The 23,157-nt window shown below is 68.6% G+C and carries 21 protein-coding genes and 1 pseudogene; 8 read left to right on the plus strand and 14 right to left on the minus strand.

Annotated features, from left to right (window positions below; genetic code table 11):
* The 4 genes from AB4Y42_RS16575 to AB4Y42_RS16590 form a co-directional block, all read right to left on the minus strand.
* The coding region (locus AB4Y42_RS16575; protein ID WP_368694754.1) for a hypothetical protein at positions 1-196 on the minus strand (196 nt) is incomplete at its 3' end.
* Positions 193-1,224: a xanthine dehydrogenase family protein subunit M gene (locus tag AB4Y42_RS16580; protein ID WP_368694755.1), complete on the minus strand. Its 1,032-nt coding sequence runs from the start codon at positions 1,222-1,224 to the stop codon at positions 193-195. The genes AB4Y42_RS16575 and AB4Y42_RS16580, both read right to left, overlap by 4 nt.
* Complete coding sequence (locus AB4Y42_RS16585) at positions 1,221-1,820, minus strand: (2Fe-2S)-binding protein (RefSeq protein ID WP_368688079.1); 600 nt, start codon at positions 1,818-1,820, stop codon at positions 1,221-1,223. The genes AB4Y42_RS16580 and AB4Y42_RS16585 overlap by 4 nt, the downstream gene beginning before the upstream one ends.
* A gap of 110 nt (positions 1,821-1,930) precedes the next feature.
* Positions 1,931-2,875, minus strand: a complete 945-nt coding sequence (locus AB4Y42_RS16590; RefSeq protein ID WP_368688078.1) for a cation diffusion facilitator family transporter — start codon at positions 2,873-2,875, stop codon at positions 1,931-1,933.
* 222 nt (positions 2,876-3,097) lie between these two features.
* Between AB4Y42_RS16590 and katE the strand changes: the two genes are divergently transcribed.
* From katE to AB4Y42_RS16610, 4 genes are all read left to right on the plus strand, one after another.
* Positions 3,098-5,194, plus strand: a complete 2,097-nt coding sequence (katE, locus tag AB4Y42_RS16595; RefSeq protein ID WP_368694756.1) for a catalase HPII — start codon at positions 3,098-3,100, stop codon at positions 5,192-5,194.
* A gap of 24 nt (positions 5,195-5,218) precedes the next feature.
* A complete protein-coding gene (locus AB4Y42_RS16600) occupies positions 5,219-6,040 on the plus strand; it encodes a CHAD domain-containing protein (protein ID WP_368694757.1) in 822 nt (273 codons plus the stop codon).
* Between the two features lie 103 nt (positions 6,041-6,143).
* Positions 6,144-7,937 carry a thiamine pyrophosphate-requiring protein gene (locus tag AB4Y42_RS16605; RefSeq protein ID WP_368688075.1) on the plus strand — a complete coding sequence of 598 codons (1,794 nt, stop codon included), beginning with the start codon at positions 6,144-6,146 and terminating at the stop codon, positions 7,935-7,937.
* Between the two features lie 21 nt (positions 7,938-7,958).
* The gene (locus AB4Y42_RS16610; protein WP_368688074.1) at positions 7,959-8,924 is read left to right on the plus strand and encodes an NADP-dependent oxidoreductase; all 966 of its coding nucleotides are present in this window, start codon (positions 7,959-7,961) and stop codon (positions 8,922-8,924) included.
* 15 nt (positions 8,925-8,939) lie between these two features.
* Here the strand turns inward: AB4Y42_RS16610 and AB4Y42_RS16615 are convergent, their stop codons facing one another.
* Positions 8,940-9,377, minus strand: a complete 438-nt coding sequence (locus tag AB4Y42_RS16615; RefSeq protein ID WP_368694758.1) for a CBS domain-containing protein — start codon at positions 9,375-9,377, stop codon at positions 8,940-8,942.
* 303 nt (positions 9,378-9,680) lie between these two features.
* Between AB4Y42_RS16615 and AB4Y42_RS16620 the strand changes: the two genes are divergently transcribed.
* Entirely contained in the window at positions 9,681-11,468 is a 1,788-nt protein-coding gene (locus AB4Y42_RS16620; protein ID WP_368688071.1) for a glycoside hydrolase family 15 protein, read from the plus strand.
* Positions 11,469-11,492: 24 nt separating this feature from the next.
* Here the strand turns inward: AB4Y42_RS16620 and AB4Y42_RS16625 are convergent, their stop codons facing one another.
* Complete coding sequence (locus AB4Y42_RS16625) at positions 11,493-12,230, minus strand: MgtC/SapB family protein (RefSeq protein WP_368688070.1); 738 nt, start codon at positions 12,228-12,230, stop codon at positions 11,493-11,495.
* A gap of 171 nt (positions 12,231-12,401) precedes the next feature.
* Between AB4Y42_RS16625 and AB4Y42_RS16630 the strand changes: the two genes are divergently transcribed.
* Positions 12,402-12,701 carry a hypothetical protein gene (locus AB4Y42_RS16630; RefSeq protein ID WP_368688069.1) on the plus strand — a complete coding sequence of 100 codons (300 nt, stop codon included), beginning with the start codon at positions 12,402-12,404 and terminating at the stop codon, positions 12,699-12,701.
* Between the two features lie 73 nt (positions 12,702-12,774).
* Here the strand turns inward: AB4Y42_RS16630 and AB4Y42_RS16635 are convergent, their stop codons facing one another.
* Genes AB4Y42_RS16635 through AB4Y42_RS16650 form a run of 4 tightly spaced genes read right to left on the minus strand, consistent with a single transcriptional unit; the run spans position 12,775 to position 18,131 of the window.
* Positions 12,775-14,073 carry a cytochrome c gene (locus tag AB4Y42_RS16635; RefSeq protein WP_368694759.1) on the minus strand — a complete coding sequence of 433 codons (1,299 nt, stop codon included), beginning with the start codon at positions 14,071-14,073 and terminating at the stop codon, positions 12,775-12,777.
* On the minus strand, positions 14,070-14,519 hold the full coding sequence (locus AB4Y42_RS16640) for a hypothetical protein (RefSeq protein ID WP_368694760.1): 450 nt from the start codon (positions 14,517-14,519) through the stop codon (positions 14,070-14,072). The genes AB4Y42_RS16635 and AB4Y42_RS16640 overlap by 4 nt, the downstream gene beginning before the upstream one ends.
* A complete protein-coding gene (gene ctaD / locus AB4Y42_RS16645; RefSeq protein ID WP_368694761.1) occupies positions 14,516-17,158 on the minus strand; it encodes a cytochrome c oxidase subunit I in 2,643 nt (880 codons plus the stop codon). Before ctaD ends, AB4Y42_RS16640 begins: the two co-directional genes overlap by 4 nt.
* A 1-nt stretch (position 17,159) precedes the next feature.
* Entirely contained in the window at positions 17,160-18,131 is a 972-nt protein-coding gene (locus AB4Y42_RS16650; RefSeq protein ID WP_368694762.1) for a cytochrome c oxidase subunit II, read from the minus strand.
* Positions 18,132-18,284: 153 nt separating this feature from the next.
* Between AB4Y42_RS16650 and AB4Y42_RS16655 the strand changes: the two genes are divergently transcribed.
* Positions 18,285-18,467 carry a hypothetical protein gene (locus AB4Y42_RS16655; RefSeq protein ID WP_368688064.1) on the plus strand — a complete coding sequence of 61 codons (183 nt, stop codon included), beginning with the start codon at positions 18,285-18,287 and terminating at the stop codon, positions 18,465-18,467.
* A gap of 60 nt (positions 18,468-18,527) precedes the next feature.
* Here AB4Y42_RS16655 and AB4Y42_RS16660 read toward each other — a convergent pair whose 3' ends face one another.
* The 4 genes and pseudogenes from AB4Y42_RS16660 to AB4Y42_RS16675 form a co-directional block, all read right to left on the minus strand.
* On the minus strand, positions 18,528-18,680 hold the full coding sequence (locus AB4Y42_RS16660; RefSeq protein WP_176732830.1) for a DUF6496 domain-containing protein: 153 nt from the start codon (positions 18,678-18,680) through the stop codon (positions 18,528-18,530).
* A gap of 60 nt (positions 18,681-18,740) precedes the next feature.
* Positions 18,741-20,310 (minus strand): annotated as a pseudogene (locus AB4Y42_RS16665) (GMC family oxidoreductase).
* A gap of 82 nt (positions 20,311-20,392) precedes the next feature.
* On the minus strand, positions 20,393-21,064 hold the full coding sequence (locus AB4Y42_RS16670) for a gluconate 2-dehydrogenase subunit 3 family protein (protein ID WP_368694763.1): 672 nt from the start codon (positions 21,062-21,064) through the stop codon (positions 20,393-20,395).
* Positions 21,061-21,993 carry a hypothetical protein gene (locus AB4Y42_RS16675; RefSeq protein ID WP_368694764.1) on the minus strand — a complete coding sequence of 311 codons (933 nt, stop codon included), beginning with the start codon at positions 21,991-21,993 and terminating at the stop codon, positions 21,061-21,063. The genes AB4Y42_RS16670 and AB4Y42_RS16675 overlap by 4 nt, the downstream gene beginning before the upstream one ends.
* A gap of 151 nt (positions 21,994-22,144) precedes the next feature.
* On the opposite strand from AB4Y42_RS16675, the gene AB4Y42_RS16680 reads away from it, so the two are divergent.
* A complete protein-coding gene (locus AB4Y42_RS16680; protein ID WP_368688060.1) occupies positions 22,145-23,134 on the plus strand; it encodes a chemotaxis protein CheB in 990 nt (329 codons plus the stop codon).
* Positions 23,135-23,157: the final 23 nt, after the last annotated feature.

Here is a 23,157-nt window from a genome sequence, read left to right on the forward strand (position 1 = left end):
ACGCGTCGATGGCAGCGATCTTGCCACGAGCGATGGTGGCGTTGACGACCGCACCGTGCACGAGCCCTGTGGCCGTGAATTCGGCGGCGTAGCGCGCGGCGCCCGTGACCTTGCTGCGGCCGTCCACACGCGAGAGCGGCGCGCCGATGCGCGTGGCCGGCGTGGCGGCACGGCGAGATTCATAGGCGGTACTCATGCTGATTCCTCCCCGGAGTCTGCTGCGCCGTCGCCCCGGGTTCGGGGCGCCAGCGCCTGTTCGAATGCGCGCATGATCGCGCGCCGCGCGAGATCCACCTTGAACGCATTGCCGGGACGCGGGTCGGCGTGCGCGACCACGGCGTCGGCGTAGCGCTCGATGGCGCGCGTGTCGTCGACGGCGCGGCCGATCAGCCGCTGTTCCGCTTCGCGGTCGCGCCAGGGCTTGTGCGCGACGCCGCCCAGCGCGCAGCCTAGCGCGCGCATCGTGCCGTCTTCCACGCGCACGCCGAGCGCGACCGAAACGAGCGCGAACGCATACGACTGGCGATCGCGCAGCTTCAGATACGTGAAGTGCTGCGCATAGCCCTCGCGCGATAGCTCGACGGCGGTGATCAGTTCCTCGTCGGCGAGCGTCGTTTCGCGGTGCGGCGTGTGGCCCGGCAGGCGGTGCAGGCTGTCGAAGGGCAGCGTGCGCGTGCCGTGCCGGCCCGCTACGTGGAGGGTGGCGTCGAGCGCTTCGAGCGCGACGCACAGGTCCGATGGATGCGTGGCGATGCAGTGTTCGCTCGCGCCGAAGATCGCGTGCATGCGGTTCACGCCGTCGAGCGCGGCGCAGCCGGTGCCCGGCGCGCGCTTGTTGCAGCAGGTGGCGGGGTCGTAAAAGTAGAGGCAGCGCGTGCGCTGGAGCAGATTGCCGCCCACGGTCGCCGCGTTGCGGATCTGCGCGGATGCCCCGGCGAGCAGCGCCTGCGCGAGCAGCGGATAGCGCTCGATCACGCGCGCGTCCCATGCCAGCGCGCTGTTGGTGGCGAGCGCGCCGATGCGCAGGCCGCCGTCGTTCGTCGTCTCGATGTCGCGCAGCGGCAGCCGTGTGATGTCGATGATCGCGGCGGGGCGCATGACGTCCTCGCGCATCAGATCGACGAGATTCGTGCCGCCGGCGAGGAATTCGGCGCCGGGGGTGACGTAGTGCAGGCGCACGGCGTCGGCCACGCTCTTCGCGCGCGCGTACGAGAAGCGGTTCATGGCGCGTCTCCTTCTTCCCGTTCGCGGCTGGCGAGGTGCTGCGCGCGGCGCACGCCTTCCACGGCGTTCGCGATGTTCACGTAGGCTCCGCAGCGGCACAGATTGCCGCTCATCTGCTCGCGCACGTCGTCGTGGCAATGCGCGTGGCCTTCGGCGAGCAGCCCCACGGCCGAGCAGATCTGGCCTGGCGTGCAGTAGCCGCACTGAAACGCATCGTGGTCGATGAACGCCTGCTGTACGGGGTGCAGCGCGCCGTCCTGCGCGAGCCCCTCGATCGTCGTGACTTCCGCGCCGTCGTGCGACACGGCGAGCGCGAGACACGCGTTGATGCGCGTGCCGTTCACGAGCACCGTGCACGCGCCGCACTGGCCGTGATCGCAACCTTTCTTCGTGCCGGTGAGATGCAGCTGCTCGCGCAGCAGGTCGAGCAGGCTGGTCCACGGTTCGACGCGCAGCGCATGGTGTGCGCCGTTGATCGTGAGTTCGATCGGCACGGCTTCGGGCGGGCTCGCGGCCTCGCTGCGAAGCTGCGTGTCATCGTGCCTCGCCTTTGCGTCGTGCGCGCGCGGCGCGCGGGTGCGGGTGGCTGTGTGCATGACGGCCTCGTTGTCAGGGCGGGTGGGTGTGGGTCGAGATCACGCAGTGCGCAATGCGCTTGCCTGGTGGCTGATTGCGTGCGGGGGCGCGTGCGATTGCGCCCTTGAACCTATAGCGGATGCTCGCCATGCTCGCGCAGTTCCGGCTCGAAAAACACCCAGCGCGCCGCAGGAAACGCCTGCTGCAAGTCGTTCTCGACCCGGTCGATGATGCGCACCAGTTCGACGGCATCGCAGCGCTCGGCGAGTTCGGCCTGCACCGCGACGAAGAGGCTGTCCGACCAGCGCAGCACCACGAGGCTCACCACGCGGCCGATCTCGGGGCGTGCATCGAGCCAGGCGCGCATGGCCCGGCGCACGCTCTCGCGTGCCGCTTCGCCCACGATCAGCGACTTGATCTCGCGAAGCGCGAACACGGCCGTCGCCATCATCACGCCGCCCACGCCGATGCTGCCGAGCGCGTCGAAGCCCGCCCAGCCGGTGAGCGCGGCCAGCCCCGTGCCCGTGATCGAGACGACGAGGCTCACGAGCGCCGCGGCGTCCTCGCCGATCGAGAGCATGTTCTCCAGTTCGCCGGTTTCGCGAAACCAGCGCCATAGACCGCCTGCGCGGCGCCGCCGGTCGATGGAGCGGATCGACGCGCGCAACGCGCTGCCCTCGGCGAGGGCGGCAACGGCCAGCACGGCCAGGGCGACCTGCACATGATCCACGCCGCTGTGATGCCAGAGCCGCCATGCGCCGATGGCCATCGAAACCAGGCCGCCCACGAAAAAGAACTGCAGCGCGACGAGCATGGCGTAGAAGTGCGTCTCGCGGCCAAAGCCGAGCGGATGCTGTTCGTCGGGCTGGTTGCGGGCCGCGCGCCGGCCCGCGATGAGCAAAAACTGGTTCAGGCAATCGGCGCTGGAGTGCGCGGCCTCGGCGAGCATGGTGCCCGAATTCGTGTAAGCCGCGGCGGCGAACTTGCACAAGGCCACCACGACATTCGACGCGAGCGCGTAGTAGACGGCGCGCGGGACCGTGGCGTTCGCGTGTGCAGGCGCGCCGCGCACCATCAGAACTCCGGCATGTCGCGCGCCGCAACGTCGATCGCGTTGATCCCTGCAGCCATCGTGTGCTCCCGTTCACGCGTTCCTGACTGCGGGCGCGCAAATCGCGTGCCGTGGGCACACGCCCCATGCGCGATTGCAACGGCACATCGCTTGCGCTCCGGGTGGTGTCGGCGCTCGCCTTCCCATTGTGGCGAGCCGTTCGGAACACTAACCAGGAGCCACCCCATGACACAACACAAACGCCCCCACGGCAAGCATCAGCCCACCGACGCGAAATCGCAGAGCCTCGAATCGTTTCGCGCGCATGCGGACGGCGAGGCGCTGCGCACCAACCAGGGCGTGAAGATCGCCGATAACCAGAACACCTTGCGTGCGGGCGCGCGCGGCCCTTCGCTGCTCGAAGACTTCATCATGCGCGAGAAGATCACGCACTTCGACCACGAACGGATTCCCGAGCGTATCGTGCACGCGCGCGGTTCCGCTGCACACGGCGTGTTTCGCGTGTACGAGTCCCAGGCCGAACTCACGCGCGCGGGCTTTTTGCAGGACCCCGCGAAGGAAACGCCCGTCTACGTGCGATTTTCGACGGTGCAGGGCCCGCGCGGCTCATCGGACACCGTGCGCGACATCCGCGGCTTCGCCACCAAGTTCTACACGGACGAGGGCAACTTCGATCTGGTCGGCAACAACGTGCCGGTGTTCTTCATTCAGGACGCGATCAAGTTCCCCGACTTCGTGCATGCCGTGAAGCCCGAAGCCCCCGACGAAATGCCCACGGGCGGTACCGCCCACGATACGTTCTGGGACTTCGTCTCGCTCGTGCCGGAGAGCGCGCACACGGTCATCTGGGCCATGTCCGACCGCGCGATACCGCGCAGCCTGCGCACCATGGAAGGATTCGGAGTGCATACGTTTCGCTTCGTCAACGCCAAGGGCCACGCGCGCTTCATCAAGTGGCACTGGCGCCCCGTGCTGGGCTCGTACTCGCTGCTGTGGGACGAAGCGCAGAAGATCGCGGGCAAGGACCCCGACTTTCACCGGCGCGACTTGTGGGAAGCGATCGAGCGCGGCGACTATCCCGAGTTCGAACTGGGCGTGCAGGTCATCGAGGAGAGCGACGAGCACAAGTTCGACTTCGACCTGCTCGACCCGACCAAGCTCGTGCCCGAAGAAGAGGTGCCGGTGAAGATCATCGGCAAGATGACGCTCAACCGCAACCCGGACAACTTCTTCGCGGAGACGGAACAGGTCGCGTTCCATCCGGGCCATATCGTGCCGGGCATCGATTTCACGAACGACCCCTTGCTGCAAGGGCGTTTGTTCTCCTATACCGACACGCAGATCAGCCGTCTTGGCGGCCCGAACTTTCACGAGATTCCGATCAACCGGCCGGTCTGCCCGTACCAGAACAATCAGCGCGATGCGATCCACCGGCAAACCCTCAACGTCGGCCAGGCTTCGTACGAACCGAATTCGGTGAGCGGCGGGTGGCCGAAGGAAACGCAGCCGAAGGACGGCGGCTTCGAAAGCTACCAGGAACGCATGGACGGCGTGAAGATCCGCGTGCGCAGCGAGTCGTTCGCGGATCACTTCTCGCAGGCGACGATGTTCTACCACAGCATGTCGGAGTCGGAGAAGGAGCATATCAAGGCCGCCTATACCTTCGAACTGGGTAAGGTCACGAAGCCGGAAATACGCGAGCGCCAGGTCAACGCCATTCTCGCGAATATCGACGCGGACCTCGCCTCGAGCGTGGCGCAGGCGCTCGGCTTGCCAAAGCCAAAAGCGGGCGCGAAGCCCGGCAAGCCGCGCACGGCCAGTTCGCCCTCGCTCAGCCTGCTCAATCGGGTGCAGCCCGGCATCAAGGCGCGCAAAATCGCCTTGCTCACCGCGCCCGGCGCGGACCCCGCCATGCTCACGCGGCTGCGCGATGCCTTTGCGCTGGAGGGCGCCACGGCGCTCGTCATCGCGCCCACGCTCGCGCCGATCGGCGATATCGCGCCCGATGCGACCGTCACCGGCATGCCTTCCGTCATGTTCGATGCGGTGTTCGTCCCCGGCGGCGAGAAGGCCACGGAGGCGCTCACGCAGTCGGGCGATGCGCGTCACTTCGTGCTCGAAGCGTTCAAGCATCTGAAGGCGATCGGCGCGGTCGATACGGGGCGGCTGGTGCTGTCCGCCGCGCAGCTGCCCGATCACGCGGACGGCGTCGCGAGCGGCGACGAAGCCGAACTCAAGCGCGTGCTCGAGGAATTCATCGAAGCGGCGGGACAGCATCGCGTGTGGTCACGCATGACGCAGACGCTGGCAGTGCCGGCGTGAGCGCGGGTGGGAGGGAAAGTTCAAATGGACAAGCCAGGTACACGACCGAAAAACGCGCGCAGCGACGCGCAATCGCAGTTCTCACGCTATGCGCAGCCGCTGGTGCACGAGGCGCTTGGGCGTGTCGCCGCGCTCGACACCGAGCCGGAGACGCTGCACAGGCTGCGCGTCGCGTTGCGGCGGCTGCGCACGCTGTTGTGGGCGTGGCGGCCGCTACTCGGCGGCACGCGGGTCGAGCGGCAGCGCGCATTTCTCAAGCGTGCGGCATCGGCCGCGGGCGAGGCGCGCGATTGGGACATCGCTGTCTCGCTGCTGGGCGAGGACGGCGCGCTCGCGAACGAGCGTCTTTCGTCGGTACGACACGCGGCCCGCGAGCATGCTCGACAGACGCTTTCTGCCGCCGATCTCAAGCACGCGCTGCGCAACATGCTGCATGAGGTGAACCGGGCGTTGAACACGTCGCCACGCCGCACGCCGCTCAAGCGCCTCGCGCGCGAACGCGTGCGCGTGGCGCGCCGGTCGCTGGCTAAGCGCATGCGGCGAGCGCGCAGCGCAAAACGCCGCGATTATGCCGCGTGGCACGAGGTGCGCAAGGGGGCGAAGCGCCTGCGTTATCTGCTGGAGTTCTTCGGATCGATACTGCCGCGCCGCGATAACCGGGGTGTGAAGTCGCTCAAGAAACTCCAGGATCGTTTCGGCAGGCTGAACGATGCGGTCGCGAGCGAACACCTGCTCGCGCAGCATCGCGAGATCTTCCCGGACGGTGCGAAGGCCGATGCCGCGCTCTCGGCGCTGCGGCGCGAACGCAAGAAGCGCCGGAAAAACGCGGCGAAGCTGCTCGATTAAGGGGACATGAAAGCCGCCAGTCTCGCCCGGCTCCAGGTTCGGCGTTTGCGCGGGTGACGCCAACACGGCAAACGACTCGGACCATCCGCAAGGAGAACGGCACATGGCGACCACCACAGTGAGTGACTTCATCGTCGAGCGGCTGCACGAATGGGGCGTGCGACGCATCTACGGCTATCCCGGCGACGGCATCAACGGCATGTTCGGCGCGCTGCAGCGCGCGCACGGCAAGATCGAATTCGTGCAGGCGCGCCACGAGGAAATGGCCGCCTTCATGGCGAGCGCGCACGCCAAGTTCACGGGCGAGCTGGGCGTGTGCATCGCCACGTCGGGGCCGGGCGCGGCACACTTGCTCACGGGGCTCTATGATGCGCGGCTCGACCACATGCCCGTGCTCGCCATCGCGGGCCAGCAGGCGCGCGCCGCGCTCGGCGCGCATTATCAGCAGGAACTCGACCTCGTCTCGATGTTCAAGGACGTGGCGGGCGCCTACGTGCAGCAGCCCAGCGTGCCCGCACAGGTGCGCCACGTGGTGGACCGCGCGGTGCGCATCGCGCGCTCGCGGCGCACGGTCACGGCCATGGTGCTGCCCAACGACCTGCAGGAACTGGAGTACGAGCCGCCCGCGCGCAAGCACGGCACGGCGCATTCCGGCGTGGGCTACAGCGCGCCCGAGGTGGTGCCGCGCGAGGCGGACCTCAGGCGCGCGGCCGAGGTGCTCAACGCGGGCAACCGGGTGGCGATACTGGTCGGCGCGGGCGCGATGCATGCCGGCGACGAGGTGGTCGCCGTGGCCGAGCGCCTGCACGCGGGCGTCGCGAAGGCGCTGCTAGGCAAGGCCGTGGTGCCCGACGACATTCCCTGGGTGACGGGCAGCATCGGCCTGCTCGGCACCAAGCCGACCGACGAGATGATGTCCTCATGCGACACCTTGCTGATGGTCGGCTCCGGCTTCCCGTATTCGGAATTCCTGCCGAAGGAAGGCGACGCGCGCGCGGTGCAGATCGATATCGACGCGGGCATGCTGAGCGTGCGCTATCCGATGGAGGTGAGCCTCGTGGGCGACAGCGCGGCCACGCTGCGTGCGCTCCTGCCGCTGCTCGAGCAGAAGAACGCCACGAGCTGGCGCAACCGCCTCATCCATGCGGGCGAGCGCTGGCAGCGCGTGCTCGAGGACCGCGCGCACGCGGCGACGAGCGGCAAGGTGAACCCGCAGCGCGTGGTAACCGAGCTGTCGCCGCGCCTGCCCGATGGCGCGATCGTCACGAGCGACTCGGGCTCGTGCGCGAACTGGTATGCGCGCGACCTCAAGATCCGGCGCGGCATGATGTGTTCGCTGTCGGGCGGTCTCGCCTCGATGGGGGCGGCGGTTCCGTACGCCATCGCGGCGAAGTTCGCGCATCCCGAGCGGCCCGTGATCGCGCTCGTGGGCGACGGCGCCATGCAGATGAACAACATGGCCGAACTCGTGACCGTGGCGAAGTACTGGCGCCAGTGGGCGAGCCCGCGCTGGATCTGTTGCGTGTTCAACAACGAGGACCTGAATCAGGTCACCTGGGAGCAGCGCGTGATGCAGGGCGACGCGAAGTTCGAAGCCTCGCAGGACATTCCCAACGTGCCGTATCACCGTTTTGCGGAACTGGTGGGGCTCACGGGCATCTACGTGGACAACGCGGAGCAACTGGGCGACGCCTGGGAGCAGGCGCTCGCCTCGCCGCGCCCCGTGGTGCTCGAAGTGAAGACCGATCCCGATGTGCCGCCGCTGCCGCCGCACGTGACGATCGAACAGGCGCGCCATTTCGCGCGCGCGCTCATGGAAGGCGACCCGGACGAGGGCGGCGTGATTGCGAACACGGCGCGCCAGGTGATGGCGAGCGTCATCCCGGGCAAGAAGTGATGCGTGCACAAGGAGCCATCGATGGACGCTGATATTCCCGAGACGATGCTCGCGTGGCGCGTGCCGCGCTTCGGTGGCGTGGAGTCGTTGCGCGAGGAGAGCCTGAGCGTGCCCGAGCCCGGGCATGGCGAAGTGCTGGTCGAAGTGCAGGCCGCCGCGCTCAATCCCGTCGATCTCAAGACGCTGCAGGGCCGCTATCCGCTCGTTACCGAAGGCGACTTGCCCTATACGCTCGGCCGCGATGTGGCGGGCGTGGTGGTGAGCAGGGGCGAAGGCGCCCAGGCCTGGCCGCAAGGCGCGCGCATCTGCGCGTTCGTGGGCCAGGGACCTGGCGCGCTCGCCGATTACGTGGTGGTCGACGCAACCGCGCTGGCGGCCGCGCCCGCCACCTGTGCCGTGGACGCGGCGGCCGCCATTCCGCTGGCCGCGCTCACGGCGTGGCAGGGGCTGTTCGAGCATGGCAAGCTGCAAGGCGGCGAGCGCGTGCTGATTCAAGGCGCGAGCGGCGGCGTGGGACGCTTCGCCGTGCAGTTCGCGCGCCATTGCGGCGCGCGCGTCGTCGCGACGGCCTCGGCGAGCGAACGCGACGCGCTATTGGCGCTCGGCGCGAGCGAAGTCATCGACTACCACGCGCAGCGCTTCGAAGAGGAAACGGGCGAGGTGGACCTCGTGTTCGACCTCGTGGGCGGCGAAGCCCAGCAACGCTCCTGGCAGGTCGTCAGGAACGGCGGGGCGATGGTCTCGACGCTGGGCGAACCTTCGCAGACGCAGGCGAGCCGCCACGGCGCTCGCGCCACGCGCTACACCGCGCGAGCGGACGGCGCGCAGCTCGCCCATATCGTCGATCTCGTGGAGAAGGGCGCGGTGAAGGCCGAAGTGGTGGAGCGCTTCGACTTCGATCACACGCCCAGGGGCTTCGAGCGGCTCGCCGGGGGGCATCCGCACGGCAAGCTCGTGGTGATGCGTCAGTGGCACGACGCGCTTTGATCGCGTTTTGCGCTATCACGCTGCGCGGACGCGGCGCTGCGAGATGTCCTCGAGTGTATTCGTGAGGCGTTCGCGCTGGACGCCTGCGCAGCGCGTGGCGATATCGCCGATCGAGATCGCGCCGACCATTTCGCGCCGGCGGTTCACGACCGGCACGCGGCGCACCTGCGCCTCGGCCATGCGGCGCTGGACGGTATCGACGTCTTCGTCGTCGTAGCACCATTCCACGCCTGCGGTGGCGATGCGCGAGACGGGGTCGTGCGGCGCGCGGCGCGCCGCCAGCGCGCGCACGGCGATGTCGCGGTCGGTCACCATGCCGACCACGCGTCCGCTGTCGCAGACAGGCAGGGCGCCGATATCGTGATGCTGCATCAGTTCGGCAGCTTGCTGGATCGTCGCGGCGGACCCGATGCTCACCACGTCGCTCGACATGATTTCGCGTATCTGGCTCATAGGCATCTCCGATTGTGTTCCTCCGTTGACAAGTACGGCTACGGAACGAACGCTGGAGCGCGCATCGCGCGTGCCGCGCGCCGCCAAAAACCGCATGCCCCAGAGTGAAGGCGCGCTGCGCACGCGTTTCAAGCCTTACGCGTAATTGATGCAAGTTGGCGCGTGGCCCACTGCAACGCGAAAAGACAGTACGCAGCCGTCGCAAAGGGACGCGCCCTCATTATGCTTGCGAACCTTTCGGGAATCCGAAGTGCTTGCACAGGTTCGATCGCGCCCATTCGTGCGCGGATGGCGCTAAAGTCCATGACCCGAACACGCCTCATCGAAGATTACGCATTGCTTGCCGATGGTTGCAGCGCGGCGCTGCTCGCTCGCGACGGCTCGATCGACTGGCTCTGCTGGCCGCGCTTCGACAGCGAGCCCTGCTTCGCCGCGCTGCTCGGCGGCGAAGACGATGGCCACTGGCGCCTTGCGCCCTCCGATCCGGCGTGCCGCGCGAGCCGCAGCTACCAGCGCGACACGCTCGTGGTCGAAACCGGCTGGGAGGGCGAGCGCGGCAGCGTGCGCGTGACCGACTTCATGGCGGCCGATAGCAGCGAGGCGTCCATCATGCGCATCGTCGAAGGCGCGCACGGCAGTGTGGATATGCACATGATCGTGCAGCCGCGAGGCGCCGATGGGTCCGCCGCGCGAGCCGCGATAGACGCAGACGGCGCGGCGACCCTGCACGCTGCGTGTGGCCCATTGACCTTGCGCGCGGAGGTGCCGTTGCGCGTTCACGCGCAGGCGCTCAAGGCCGCGTTCACCGTGCGCGCGAGCGAGCGCTTCGTCTTCACGCTATGCCAGGGCGAGGCCGGGGGCGTCGATCCGGCATCCGCGGTCACGGCGCTGCACGACACGCAGCGTCACTGGCGCCGCTGGATCGACCGCTTCGACAACGATCGCACGCTCTGGCCGCAGGCGGTGCGGCGCTCGCTGCTCACGCTCTATGCGCTGGTCTACCGCCCGACGGGCGCGATGGTCGCCGCGCCCACGACGTCCTTGCCCGAGGCGCCGGGCGGCGAACTCAACTGGGACTACCGCTATTGCTGGCTGCGCGACGCGAGCTTCGCGCTGGAAGCGCTGCTCGAAGCGGGCTTTCACGACGAAGCGCGCGCCTGGCGCGACTGGCTGCTGCGCACGATCGGCCACGTGCGCGGGCACATACACGTCATGTATTGCGTGGATGGCAGCCACGTGCCGCGCGAGCGCGAGGTCGAGCGCCTGGCGGGCTGGCAGGGCGCGCGGCCCGTGCGCTTCGGCAATGCAGCGTGCACGCAGTATCAGCCGGATGTGTTCGGCGAGGCGTTCGATTGCCTCTATCTCACGCGGCGCGCGGGCATCGTCGCGGCGCAGGAGGAAGCCGAACTCGAAGCGCGCCTGATCGGCTGGCTGCTCGATCATGGCGGGAAGCAGGGCTCGGGAATCTGGGAGACGCGTGGCCACGCGCGCCACTACACGCTCTCGCGCGTCATGGCGTGGGTCGCGCTCGACCGCTTCATCAAGCACTGGTGCGAAGACGGTCCGGGCATGGGCGACCCGCAGGTGCAACGTGCGCTGCAGATGCGCAAGGCCCTGCACGAAGAGGTTTGCGAACGCGGCTGGAACGCCCGGCGCGGCGCCTTCGTGCGCGGTTACGGCGAAGAGGCGCTCGATGCGAGCGTGCTCCTCCTGCCGCTGGTCGGCTTCATGCAAGCCGACGAGCCGCGCATGTCGGCCACCATCGACGCGATTCGCGCGGAACTGGGCGAAGGCGGGCTGATTCGACGCTGGCGGCGCGGCGGCGACGAAGCGCCCGACGAAGGCACCTTCCTCGCGTGCTCATGCTGGATGGCCGACTGTCTCTACCTGCGCGGCGACGAGGACGAGGCCGTCGCCCAGTTCGAGCGCGTGCTCGCCGTGGCCAATGACGTCGGCTTGCTCGCCGAAGAATATGACGTGCGCGCGAAAAGGCTGGCGGGCAATTTCCCACAGGCGCTCAGTCATCTGGCCGTGGTCAAGACGGCGATGCTGCTCAGCGGATCGGCGCAAGGCCATCGCCGCGCCAGGTGAGCCCGCGCGAGCACAGCGCCAGGCTCATCGCTCGATCGACCACGACGCCTCTTCATGCACCCGCGCCACGAGCGAGGAAAGCGCGGTTTCCACGGCGTCGTCGCCGGCGGGTGCCAGCCAGCGCACTTCGAACGACGCATCGAGGCGCTGGTGCGACGCCGTTTCCGCCGTGTGATGCGTGACACCGAGCAGCACCACGCGGCAGCGGCGTCCTCGCAACGCGTCGTCGAGCAGCTTGCGGGCATCATCGCCGGCATCGTGGCCCAGCGTGATATAGGCGCGTCTGCCGCGCGGCAGCCGATGCTCGATGTGCTCGAGCGTATGCAGCACGACGAGTCCGAGCAAGGTGCCCGCAATGGCGAGCACGTATTGGCCGCCGCCCGCGCAAAGCCCGATCACCGTGACATACCACATCGTCGCCGCGGTCGTGACGCCTTGCACGAGTCCGTCTTTTCTCAGGATCGACCCCGCGCCGATGAAGCCCACGCCCGAAAGAATGCCCAGCGGCAGCCGCATCAGGTCGAGCGTCACGAAGGAATCCTGAGGTTTTCCATGCAGCACGAGCAGCACGTTCACCTGAAGCATGGTGAGGCAGGCGGCGAGGCACACGAGCAAGGTCGTGCGCAGCCCGGCCGCGTTGCCCGACTCGCCGCGATTCAGGCCGATCAGCGCGCCGGCCAGGATGGCCACGATCAGCCGGGCCGCGAAATCGGGCCAGGTGACGACGAGCGGCATCGGGTTCATGAGTGCGGCGGGGTTCATCGCGGGCTCGGGCCATAGTGACGCAAAAGCGCGCGCAAGCCGTATGCCCTTGCGCTGCGGCGGACGCTTGCGGGTGTGGCACACCCTGTGCGGGATGAAGGGCTCGCGCGCGGGTGGTGTTCAGCATGGCCGCCCGTTTTTCCATCCAGACGATGACGAGGAAAGCCAACCATGAAGCCACGACACTATTTCATATCTGCACTGGCAGGCGTGACGCTTGCCGCATCGGGTCTCGCGCTCGCACAGGGCTCGGGCGGCGGCAGCAGCGGCACGAGTCCGGGCGCTGCAACCGGCGGCGCGAGCGAGGTGTATCCGGCGCAGACGCAAGGCGTCGAGCAGAATCCTTCCGCGACCGGTACGACGCACAAGACTACCCATCACAAGAAGCACACGAAGAAGATGTCCAAACAGATGAACGACACGACCAACACCCCAGGTGCGGACGCAAGCAGCGACACCAAGGGGCAATAAACCCGTCGGGTAGCCCCTGATCCACATGGCGCGCGGTCGTTCGCAACCGCGCGCCATGTGGTTAAGGACGTACTCAACGGTGGATCGCGCCGCGCAGCCGCGTGACTTCGGCGGGCGCGATGGGCGGGGCGTTGTTGCCCCACGCGCCGCGCACGAAACTCGCCACCTGGGCGACTTCGCTGTCCGTGAACTGCGTGCGGAACGCGGGCATCTTGCGCGGCGTGCCGCCGTTGCTCGTTTGCGGACTCTGGCTGCCTTCGACGATGAGGCGCAGCACGCTGGTCGCGTCGGACGAGAGCGCGAGCGCACTGCCCGCAAGCGGCGGCGCCTTGTCGGGTTTGCCGGCGCCGTCGACGCCGTGGCATTTCGCGCAGTACGAGAGATAGAGCCCGGCGCCGGGCCGCTCCGGCGTGCCGCCGTGCAATGCCGCCATGGTCGAGGCGCGCGCGGCGGCGGAATCGGCATACTGGCCGCTCGCCTCGCGTGCGGGCAGCGACTTCAGATAGGTGGCGATGGCGTGCAGATCGTCGTCGCCCAGGTATTGCGTGCTCGCGCCCACCACGGGCGCCATGGCGCCGAACGCATAGGCGCGGTCGTTGTGGCCATCGCGCAGGAACGCGGCGATGTCGTCGGCGCTCCAGCGGCCCAGGCCGCTGCCGGGGTCGCCCGTGAGATTCGGCGCGTACCAGTGGTCGGTCACGCCGCCCGTGAGGTAGAGCGGGCTGCTTTGCGTGTAGCCCATTTCGTTGTAGGCGGGTCCGCGCGGCGTGTGGCACGCGCCGCAGTGGCCGAGTCCCTGCACCAGCCACGCGCCGCGATTCCACTGCGCGGAGTGCGCGGGATCGGGCTCGAAGCGGCCATGTTGTGCGAACGCGAGACGCCAGAACATCATCACCCAGCGCTGATTGAACGGAAACGGCAGCTGCGTTCGCGGCGCGGCATTCGGCACCGGCTTCACGCCATACATGAAGTACTGGTAGAGCGCGTTCACGTCGCTTGCCGCCAGCGCCGCAAACGACGGATATGGCATCGCCGGATAGAGCCGCTTGCCGCCACGCGCTTCGCCGCGCTGCAAGGCCGCCGCGAACTGCGCGGGCGTGTAGTCGCCGATGCCGTGCACGGGGTCGGGCGTGATGTTGCTCGCGTAGATCGGACCGAACGGCGAATTCACGGCGAGGCCGCCGGCGAAGGGTTCGCGTTTGGCGGAGTCGTGACACGAGGCGCAATCGCCCGCTTTCGCGAGCTTTTCGCCGAGCGCGATCTGGGCGGCATCGGGCGGCGGTTTCGTCGTCGCGAACGGCTCGTCGCGGTGGCAGCCGGCGAGCAGCACGAGAGCGGCGAGCAACGCGCTCGAACTGGCGCGCGCATTCATCGCAACGCCCCGCATAGCCGTTCGAGCGGCAACGCGAACAGCACCGATATCGTGAACACGAGCGCGATCGTGAACGCCACGGCAACGGCCGTGCTGCTCCACGCGAGAAAGCGGAAGGTGTCGCGCTGCGGCGTGTTGACGGCGGCGCTGGCGCGCCACGTGCGCCGCGCCAGCAGCACGCCGGTGAGCGCCAGCGCGAACGCGGCGGTGGAAACGAGCGCCAGCGTCCAGTGCACGACCTGCCAGGGCTCGCCATTGCGTTGCGGGACGCCGCCCACGCAGGCGGTGGCCGCGAGCGTCTGGCAGAACAGCACGTGGCCGGCCCAGATGGCCGGCACGCCAAAAATGCCGTACCACACGGCAACCTGCTGCCGCAGCGTGGGCCTGACGCGCGCGGGCACGGGCGCTGGCGGGGCCGGGGGAGCGGGAGCGGCGGGCTGCATCATCGTCCTCGCATCCAGTAAGGCGACAGGTAGAGCACGGAGAAGATGAAGAGCCACACCACATCGACGAAGTGCCAGTACAGGCCGCCAATGGTGAGCGCCGCATCGCGTCTGCCGTCGAAATAGCCGCGCGCGATCCAGAACGCGAGCGCGGCGAGCATCAGCACGCCCGCCATCACGTGGGCCATGTGAAAGCCCGTGATCGTGAAGTAGAGCGAACCATAAAGATGCGTCGCGAGCCCGTAGGGCCGGTCGTGCCACTCGAAGAACTGGATCGTGACGAACGCGACGCCGAGTGCAATGCCGACGATCATCGACCAGAACGCGGGCCATGAGCGCGCGCGCCGCACGAACGCGCCCGCGAGCCACACGAACACGCTGCTGGTGAGCAGCAGCGCCGTGTTCAGTCCGCTCATGCCGAGCTTGGGCAGGCCTTCGGGCGGCCACGGCTGCGCGCTCTGCGAAGCGAGATAGAGGTAAGAGAAAAGCAGATAGCCGAACAGCGCGGTTTCCGTCACGACGAGCGTGAGCACGCCCCACCAGCCGCCCGCATGTTCGCCGGCGCTGCCCACGGGCAGGGCGAGGGTTTCGTCTTCGCTTCGGATCGCGGTCGTCTCGGCGACTTTGCCGGCGGGCGTGGTGCCTTGCGGCGCGAACGGTTCGCGCTGTCCGAGCGAGCGCCGCGGCCACAACCACGAGAGCAGCGCGAGTCCGCAGGCGAGCCCGGCGAGCGCGGTGAACTGAGTCGAATGGAACAGCAACCCGACGAACACGAGCGTCGAGGCCACGCCCAGCACGAACGGTGCGTAGCTGTCCTCAGGCATCTTGAGGATCACATCGGGCTCGCCCGCGAGCGGCGTGACGCCCAGCGCCTCGCGTCCGCGATGGAGCAGGTAGCCGGGGCGCGGCACATTGGCATCGGGCTGCCAGAGCGGGTCTCGCGAGCGCACGCTCGGCAGGATCGCGAAGTTGTACGGAGGCGGCGGCGACGAGGTCGCCCACTCGAGGCCCGCCGCGTTCCACGGGTTCGCGCTCGCGCGTGCGCCGCGCCGCGCGCTCACGAGCGCATTGCCGATGAACATGGCGATGCCGATCGCGAACACGAACGCGCCGATGCTCGTGAGCAGGTTGGCCGTATCCCAGCCCATGCCTTCCGGGTAGGTATAGATGCGCCGCGGCATGCCGAGGAGCCCGGAGATGTGCATCGGAAAGAAGCCCAGATTGAAGCCGACGAACGTGACCCAGAAGGTCCACTTGCCGAAGCGCTCGTGCATGAGCCGTCCGGTGAACTTGGGGAACCAGTACGTGAGGCCGCCCAGCACTGGAAACACGTTGATGCCGAGCAGCACGTAATGGAGGTGGGCCACGACGAAGTAGGTGTCGGTGAGCTGCCAGTCGAGCGGCACGGCGGCGGTCATCACGCCCGAAACGCCGCCCACGGTGAACATCAACACGAAGCCCGCAAAGTAGTAGAACGGCGTCTTGAACACGGGCCTGCCGGTCCAGATCGTGGCGATCCACGCGAACACGGCAATCGCGCTAGGCACGGAAATCACCATGCTGGCCGCGCCGAAGAAGGCCAGCGCGAGCGGCGGCAGGCCCGTCGCGAACATGTGATGGAGCCATACTTCGAAGCCCACGAGCATGGTCGCGACCGTTGAGAGCGCAACGGCCGCGTAGGCGACGATCGGGCGGCGGCAGAACGTGGGCAGCGCGTCGGACACGATGCCCATGGCGGGCAGCACGACCACGTAGACCCACGGGTGCGCGAAGATCCAGAAGAGGTGTTGCCACAGCAGGGGGCGCCCGTCGGTGGAGATGTCGAAGAAGTGCGCCCCTGCGTTGCGGTCGAGCCAGAGCATGAGGAACGCGAGGCTCACGGAGGGCACGGCGAGCAGATTGGCGGCCGAAGCCGTGAGCGTGCCCCAGACGAGAATCGGCAGACGCGCCACCGACATGCCGCTGGCGCGCATGCGCAGGAACGTGATGACGAAGTTCCCCGCGCCCACCGTGGTGGAGATGCCGAGCAGCACCATGCCGAGCGCGTAGACGTCGATGTTCGGCCCGGGGTCGTAGGCGGCCGTGGAAAGCGGCACGTAGTTGAACCAGCCCGCATTGGCGCCCTGTCCCGCGGGAAAGCTCGCGTAGAGCAGAATACCCGCGCCGAGAAAGACCCAGTACGAGAGCGCGTTCAGACGCGGGAACGCCATGTCGCGCGAGCCGAGCACGAGCGGCCACAGGTAGTTCGAGAAGCCGCTCAACACGGGGAGCGCGTAGAGAAAGATCATCGTCACGCCGTGCATCGTGAAGAGCTGGTCGTATTGCTGGGGCGTGAGCAGCGTTTCGTTGGGACGCGCGAGCTGCGCGCGCATGATGAGCGCCTCCACGCCGCCCAGCACGAGGAACACGAATGCCGTGACGAGGTAGCGGATGCCGATGGTCTTGTGATCCACCGTGGAGAGCCAGCCGCGCCAGCCGGGGCGCGTTTCCCAGATCTCTTCGAGGCGGCGCAGCGTGGCTTCGTCGAGCGGCGCCGTGCCCGTTTCCGGCACGCGCGAGAGGCGCCCCGCACGCGGGCGGCGCGGCACCGTCGCGCTGGCGGGACGGTCGGAAGCGGCACGAGAGGCTGGGATATCGTTCATGTCATTGGAGTGTGTCGAGCCACGCGCCGAGGTCGCTCGCCTCGGCGGGGGTGAGGGCAATGTCGGGCATGAGCGATTCGGGCTTGCGCTGCTGCGCATGCGCGACCCAGTCGAGCCGGTTGACGGACGTGTTGGCGAGCGTGCCCGCGGCGATCAGGCGCCGCGAGGCGAGATGCGTGAGGTCGGGCGCCTGCATGCCGCCCGACTGCGTGCCGCGCACGGCATGGCAGCCGCCGCAGCGCGCGGCGAACAGTTGCTCGCCACGCCGCGCCGCGCCGCTTTGCGCAGCGGCCGCGGGCTGCTGTTGCGCATCGAGCCAGCGCGAGAAATCGGCGGGGGCCTGCGCCACCACTTCCATGGCCATGTGCGCGTGCTGGGGCCCGCAGAACTGCGTGCACTGCCCGCGCCATACGCCGGGACGGTCTGCCTCGATCCACTGGTGATTGACCTGGCCGGGTATGGCCTGCGTCTTGCCCGCGAGCGCCGGCACCCAGAACGCGTGCACGACGTCGGCGCTCTGCAGATCGACGCGCACGGGCTCGCCCGTGGGGATATGGATTTCGTTGGCGGTCTCGAAGCTCGCGCCCGCCGGCGTTCGATAGGTCACTTTCCACCACCAGTCGTAAGCCGTGACGGTCACGGTGAGCGAGGGCGCGCGCGGCGGGTCGGCCACGGCGGCCAGCACGCGCAGCATCGCCACGAGGGCGCCCAGCAGCAGCAGCGAGGAAATCGCCGTGCCGACGGCAACGATGCGGTTCGCCGTGCGCTCTCCTTGCTCGTCGGCGACGTTGGTTTGCGACAACGCTTCGCCTTGCGCCGCGCGACCGCGACGCTTGCGCCGTATCGCCAGATAGAGCAGCCACGCAATGACGATGCATACCCCCACGCACAGGGCGGCGAGGCCCCAGTCGAGCGCCTGCACCGGACCCGATGCGGGGCCCGCGCTGTGCAGGAAGTAGGCGAGTGGGGTCATGAGCGGCGCAGCAACCAGGCATCCAGAATGTTTTTCGCTTGCGCACCGGGCATGCCCGTGCGCGCCGCTTCGCTGCGCGAGCCAGGCATACGCGCTGCGCGATCCCGGCATTCCCGCTACGCGCCTTTAGCGGCGCCTTCATGGAGATCGAGCATGCAAAGCCCTTACGACCTACCCCGTTTTCCTCGCGCCCAAGGGGTGCCGGCCACGCCGCCCAGAAAGAACGACCCCGGCCAGGGCGCGGAACCCGACGAGCGCGAGCCCGGCGCCCCGCAGGCGGAGCCGCACGAGTTGCCGGATCTGCCGGAGCCTGCCGAAGTTGGCGAGGATGGCTAACTAACCGGGCACGGAACCCGGCGCGCAATGAAAGACGCGCCGCATGCGCGGCGCGCCGGATCACTTCTGGTTCTTCTTTGGAATCTTCGCGCCAGACTTGCGCGCCTGATTCAGCGCAATGGCAACGGCCTGCTTCTGCGACTTGCCTTGCTTGACTTCCGTCTTGATGTTCTTCGAGATCGCTTCGCGAGTTTTTCCCTTGCTGAGTGGCATGGTGGCCTCCTTTTGAAAAACACCTGCGTCAACGCACAATGCGTGCCCGCGCGATGATCGTCAAAGCTCGCCGCGCGCGGCCAGCGCCCGGATGCGGTCGGCGGTGCGGCACGCAACGGCCTGAATGGTGAGCGACGGATTCACGCCGCCCACGGTCGGGAACACGGAGCCGTCGCAGATCCACAAATTCGGGATGTCCCATGAGCGGCAGTCCGCATTCACGACGCTCGTTTGCGCGTCGCTGCCCATGCGCGCCGTGCCGTTCAGGTGGCAGGTGTCGTCGTCCTGGGTCCAGATGTCGCGCGCGCCCGCCGCGGCGAGCGCGCGGCTCATATAGTCCAGCGCGTGGTTCACGAGCCGGCGGTCGTTCTCGCCCATCGACCAGGTGACGCGCGCCACGGGCAGGCCGAGCGCGTCTTTCTCGTCGGCGAGCGTCACGCGGTTGCGTTCCTGCGGCAGCGTCTCGCCCACCATCTTGAGGCCCGCCTGATGGTTGTACTTCGTCATCTCGCGCATGAGCGCTTCGCCCCACAGGCCGCGGCTCGTTTGCGTCGCCGCCCAGACGAGCGGCAGCGGACCCTGGCTCATGTAGCAATAGCCGCCGTGAAAGTCCTTGCCTGCGTCCTGATAGTTCCAGTGTTCGGTGAGCGCCAGCGAAGGCGGCCCCTTGTACCAGCGGATCTCGTCGTCGAATGCGCCCCACGCGGCCTGGTTCGTCTGCACCATGAGATTCTTGCCGACGAGTCCCGAGCGGTTCGCGAGACCCTCGGGAAAGCGTCCGTTCGCGGAGAGCAGCAGCAGGCGCGGCGTTTCGATCGCATAGCCCGCCACGACCACGTTGCGCGCGCGCTGGAAGTGCCAGCGCCCCTCGCGATGAAAATGCACGCCGGCGGCGCGTCCCAGCGCGTCGGTTTCGATGCGGCCCACCATCGCGAGATCGCGGATTTCGGCGCCCGCACGTACGGCGCGCGGAATCCACGTGACGAGCGCGCTCTGCTTGGCGTTGGTCGAGCAGCCCGACACGCAGAAGCCGCGATAGACGCACTGGTGCGCGTCGCCGCGCGGCGCGGAGAGCGTCGCGAGCGGCGTGGGCGCCCACGGAATGCCGAGCGCCTCGCAGCCGCGCGCGAGCACGAGGCCCGCGCCGTTGATTTCATGCGCGCGATACGGATAGCGCGGGCGTTTGGGTCCCCACGGATAGTTCACCGGTCCGGAGATGCCGAGCGCCTGCTCGACTTCGGCGTAGTAGCGCCACATCTCGCGCCAGTCGAGCGGCCAGTCGGCGCCGTAGCCGAGTTTCGTGCGCGCTTGAAACCATTCGGGCCGAAAGCGCAGCGAGACCATGGCGAAGTGCACGGTGCTGCCGCCCACCGCGCGGCCGCTGTTGTTGCTGCCGAGCTGCAAGGGGTTCTCGCCGTCGCAGATGCGTTCGTCGGTCCAGTAGAGTTTGGCCTGATGGGTCTCGTCGGAGGCGAATTCTTCCAGCGGCCGCCACCATGCGCCCGCGTCGAACGCGACCACGCGAAAGCCCGCCTCGGCGAGCCGGCAGGCGAGCGTCGCCCCCCCCCGCGCCCGTTCCGACGATGGCGAAATCGACCGGGTCGTCGAGCGCGTATTCGCGCATGGTCATCCAGCCGCCGCGACGGAACACGTCGGGCGCGCGGCCGTGCTTGCCGCGCGGCGCTTCGTTGGCGTCGGTCAAGTTGGCGAGATCAGCGCACACGCTCGTTCTCCCTGCGTGCGGCCTCGTGTGCCGCGTCGCTCTCGTCGGCGGCTTCGACGGCTTCCCACGGATCGCGCCGGTTCGTATAAAGACGCACGTAGCCGCGCGGATTCGCCGGACCGCCAAAGCCCATCGCACTCCACGCGAGCGGGTGCGACCAGTAGGCGGCGCTCACATCGTGCAGCACGCGCTTCTTGAAGAACACGTCGCAAGGCATGGTGCGCCAGGCCCGGCTGCGCAGTTCGCCACGCTGCATGCGGGCGACCAGCGCGCGCCGCCGTTCGTCCTGCAACTGCGCGAAGTGCTCGCCGTAGGCCTTCACGCTTTCCGCATCGAGGGCGGCGAGCCCCGTCTCCCACGCGGTGCGCAATGGCGGCAGGCGGGCGTCGCGAAAGCCGTCGCGGCGGTCGTCGACCAGTTTGCCTTCCACGAGCGCGGCGACCGGCACGCGCGGGGCGGGCTCGCCGTGGGCGTTGCCGGGCTGCGGGACGATCGTGTCGCACAGCGCCACCAGCGTTTGCCAGTGCGACGGACCGAGATAGCGCGCCCGGTCCGGTGTGCTTACGCGCGCGTCGATCACCGCGCGCGTGGGGGCGTCCCACGAAGGCGTGTCGCGTTTGGCGAGCACGTCGTAGCCGGGATAGGTCGGCGTTCGGGTCATCGTTCGGTCTCCCGCATGCGTAACGCGGCGAGCCCGGCGAGCGCGAGCGCGCTGAAGGCGGGCGGCGCGGGCAGTGGCGGCCCCGCGAACAGGTTTTGCGACCAGTTGCGCCAGCCGCCCTGCGCGCGCGCCACGCCGTTCGCATGAAAGCCGAAGCCCGCAAAGCCGAGCGCCGCCGTGAGCCGCAGCCAGAAGCGCGCGAACACGCTCGCGCGGGCCGCATGGCGGGGTGGGGCCCACGCCGCATGCGCGAGCAGCGCGCTGCTCACGGGCACGATGGTCACGGGCGCATACATCGCCGGATGCTGGAATGCGCCGCGAAAATGCAGCAACGCCGCTTCGGCCGCCGTGCCGAGCAGCCCCGCGCCGGCCACCAGGGCGAGCGCCTTGCCCGCGGGCATGCCGAACAGCTGCGGGTCGTGCCCGGGCTCGTCCCGCAACTGCTCGGCGATCGCACCCAGCACGCCGGAGAGCACCAGCGCGAAGGGCGCACCCGCCGGCGCGCCGTAAAAGGCGTTATGCCAGCTGAATCCGCCGGGCCGTTTCGTCACGTTGTAAAGATGGAAGGCGGTGCCCGTCACGCCGGTCGCGGCGCTGGTGAGCTGGATCGCGTGACGCAGCCGGTGCGAGGCGGCGCGCCGGTCTGCGCCGCCGTGCAGCGCCGCGGCGAGCGCGCAGAGCGCCACGGCGGGCGGCAGATACATCGCACGGTTTTCGAACGAGCCGCGATAGTGCTCCATGGCGCTGTCGGCCAGCACGGAGAGCGCGAGCAGCGCCGACCCATGATTGAAGCTGCGCGCCGCGGCCACGTGCTTGCCGCTCGCACGCGCGTGCGCCGATTCGCGTAGGTTGCGCGTGGACCAGATCGCGAGCGCGGCGCCCGCGGCGACGCTCGCGACGGCCGCGGCGGCGCGCGTGGATTGTGTCATCGACCTGCCCTCCGTCGAGTTTCGTCAGTCCCAGACGAAACAGCAAGGCAGATGCCGTGGCGCCCGCGCCCGTTCTCTGCCGCCCGTGCAGGCACGGCAATTGCGCCAAATGACTGATTAATCCCGATTCATCCGCCAGCCTGGACACAAATTGATCTACCGAGACTTCATCGCCATAGGCACATCGTCGGGCGGCGTCGATGCGCTTCGAAGTCTTGTGTCCGGGCTTCCGCCCGACTTGCAGGCGACGGTCGCGATCGTGCTCCACGTGGGCAGCCACTACAGCCATCTGCCGTCGCTGCTCAGCAGCGCGGGCCCGCTGCGCGCGGTCCATGCCGAGGACGGCGAAACCTGGTCGCCGGGCCGGATTTACGTGGCGCCCCCCGACCAGCACATGATCGTGGAGGGCTCGCGCCTGCGTCTCGTGCACGCTGCGAAGGAGAACTTTGCCCGCCCGGCCATCGACCCGCTGTTTCGCAGCGTGGCCTCGGAACTCGGGCCGCGCGGCATCGGCGTGATCCTCACGGGCCTGCTCGACGACGGCGCGGCCGGCCTCGAGGCCATCCAGGCCTGTGGCGGCACCGGGATCGTCCAGGACCCGTCCGACGCCTTCGCCAGCGAGATGCCACTCAACGCCGCGCCTTTTGCCGACTACATCCTGCCGATCGCGGGCATGGCCCACCGGCTCGTGGAGTTGACGGGCCGCGTGCCGCCCGCGACGGCCGACGAAATCCTCGCGAGGCGCCGCACCGCCGAACTCATCAGCACGGAGCAGCGCGCGTGGCGCGAGGGCAACGGACTGGCCGGCGATCTGAACCGCATCGGCAGGCCTTCGACGTTCACCTGTCCCGAGTGCAACGGCACGCTCTGGCGCCTCGACTACTCGCGTCTGCTGCGCTACCGCTGCCACACGGGCCACGCCTATACGGCGGCCTCGCTCAACCGGGGCCGCAGCCGCGACGTGGAGCGGGCGCTGCGCGACGCGCTGCGGGCGCTGCGCGAGCGCGAATCGATGAGCCGTGCCCAGAGCGAGCACTACCGGCAGTGCGGCGACCGCGATGCGCAACAGCGGGAGGACGAAACCGCGCGGCGCGCGGGCGATGCGGCAGGACTATTGCAGTCGATGCTCCTGGAGGGATAATGTCGGCGCAGCACCCGCGGCCT

Origin of the sequence: Paraburkholderia sp. EG286B (assembly GCF_040965655.1) — a bacterium.
In the GTDB taxonomy this organism is placed as follows: Bacteria; Pseudomonadota; Gammaproteobacteria; order Burkholderiales; family Burkholderiaceae; genus Paraburkholderia.

Excerpts from the sequence above, each read along its gene's own strand:
- AB4Y42_RS16615 (WP_368694758.1), bottom strand. The coding sequence starts at position 9,377 with ATGAGCCAGATACGCGAAATCATGTCGAGCGACGTGGTGAGCATCGGG.
- AB4Y42_RS16620 (WP_368688071.1), top strand. The coding sequence starts at position 9,681 with ATGACCCGAACACGCCTCATCGAAGATTACGCATTGCTTGCCGATGGT.
- AB4Y42_RS16585 (WP_368688079.1), bottom strand. The coding sequence starts at position 1,820 with ATGCACACAGCCACCCGCACCCGCGCGCCGCGCGCGCACGACGCAAAG.
- AB4Y42_RS16610 (WP_368688074.1), top strand. The coding sequence starts at position 7,959 with ATGGACGCTGATATTCCCGAGACGATGCTCGCGTGGCGCGTGCCGCGC.
- katE (WP_368694756.1), top strand. The coding sequence starts at position 3,098 with ATGACACAACACAAACGCCCCCACGGCAAGCATCAGCCCACCGACGCG.
- AB4Y42_RS16590 (WP_368688078.1), bottom strand. The coding sequence starts at position 2,875 with ATGGTGCGCGGCGCGCCTGCACACGCGAACGCCACGGTCCCGCGCGCC.
- ctaD (WP_368694761.1), bottom strand. The coding sequence starts at position 17,158 with ATGAACGATATCCCAGCCTCTCGTGCCGCTTCCGACCGTCCCGCCAGC.
- AB4Y42_RS16580 (WP_368694755.1), bottom strand. The coding sequence starts at position 1,224 with ATGAACCGCTTCTCGTACGCGCGCGCGAAGAGCGTGGCCGACGCCGTG.
- AB4Y42_RS16675 (WP_368694764.1), bottom strand. The coding sequence starts at position 21,993 with ATGACACAATCCACGCGCGCCGCCGCGGCCGTCGCGAGCGTCGCCGCG.
- AB4Y42_RS16600 (WP_368694757.1), top strand. The coding sequence starts at position 5,219 with ATGGACAAGCCAGGTACACGACCGAAAAACGCGCGCAGCGACGCGCAA.
- AB4Y42_RS16635 (WP_368694759.1), bottom strand. The coding sequence starts at position 14,073 with ATGAATGCGCGCGCCAGTTCGAGCGCGTTGCTCGCCGCTCTCGTGCTG.
- AB4Y42_RS16625 (WP_368688070.1), bottom strand. The coding sequence starts at position 12,230 with ATGAACCCCGCCGCACTCATGAACCCGATGCCGCTCGTCGTCACCTGG.
- AB4Y42_RS16605 (WP_368688075.1), top strand. The coding sequence starts at position 6,144 with ATGGCGACCACCACAGTGAGTGACTTCATCGTCGAGCGGCTGCACGAA.
- AB4Y42_RS16640 (WP_368694760.1), bottom strand. The coding sequence starts at position 14,519 with ATGATGCAGCCCGCCGCTCCCGCTCCCCCGGCCCCGCCAGCGCCCGTG.
- AB4Y42_RS16660 (WP_176732830.1), bottom strand. The coding sequence starts at position 18,680 with ATGCCACTCAGCAAGGGAAAAACTCGCGAAGCGATCTCGAAGAACATC.
- AB4Y42_RS16630 (WP_368688069.1), top strand. The coding sequence starts at position 12,402 with ATGAAGCCACGACACTATTTCATATCTGCACTGGCAGGCGTGACGCTT.
- AB4Y42_RS16655 (WP_368688064.1), top strand. The coding sequence starts at position 18,285 with ATGCAAAGCCCTTACGACCTACCCCGTTTTCCTCGCGCCCAAGGGGTG.
- AB4Y42_RS16650 (WP_368694762.1), bottom strand. The coding sequence starts at position 18,131 with ATGACCCCACTCGCCTACTTCCTGCACAGCGCGGGCCCCGCATCGGGT.
- AB4Y42_RS16670 (WP_368694763.1), bottom strand. The coding sequence starts at position 21,064 with ATGACCCGAACGCCGACCTATCCCGGCTACGACGTGCTCGCCAAACGC.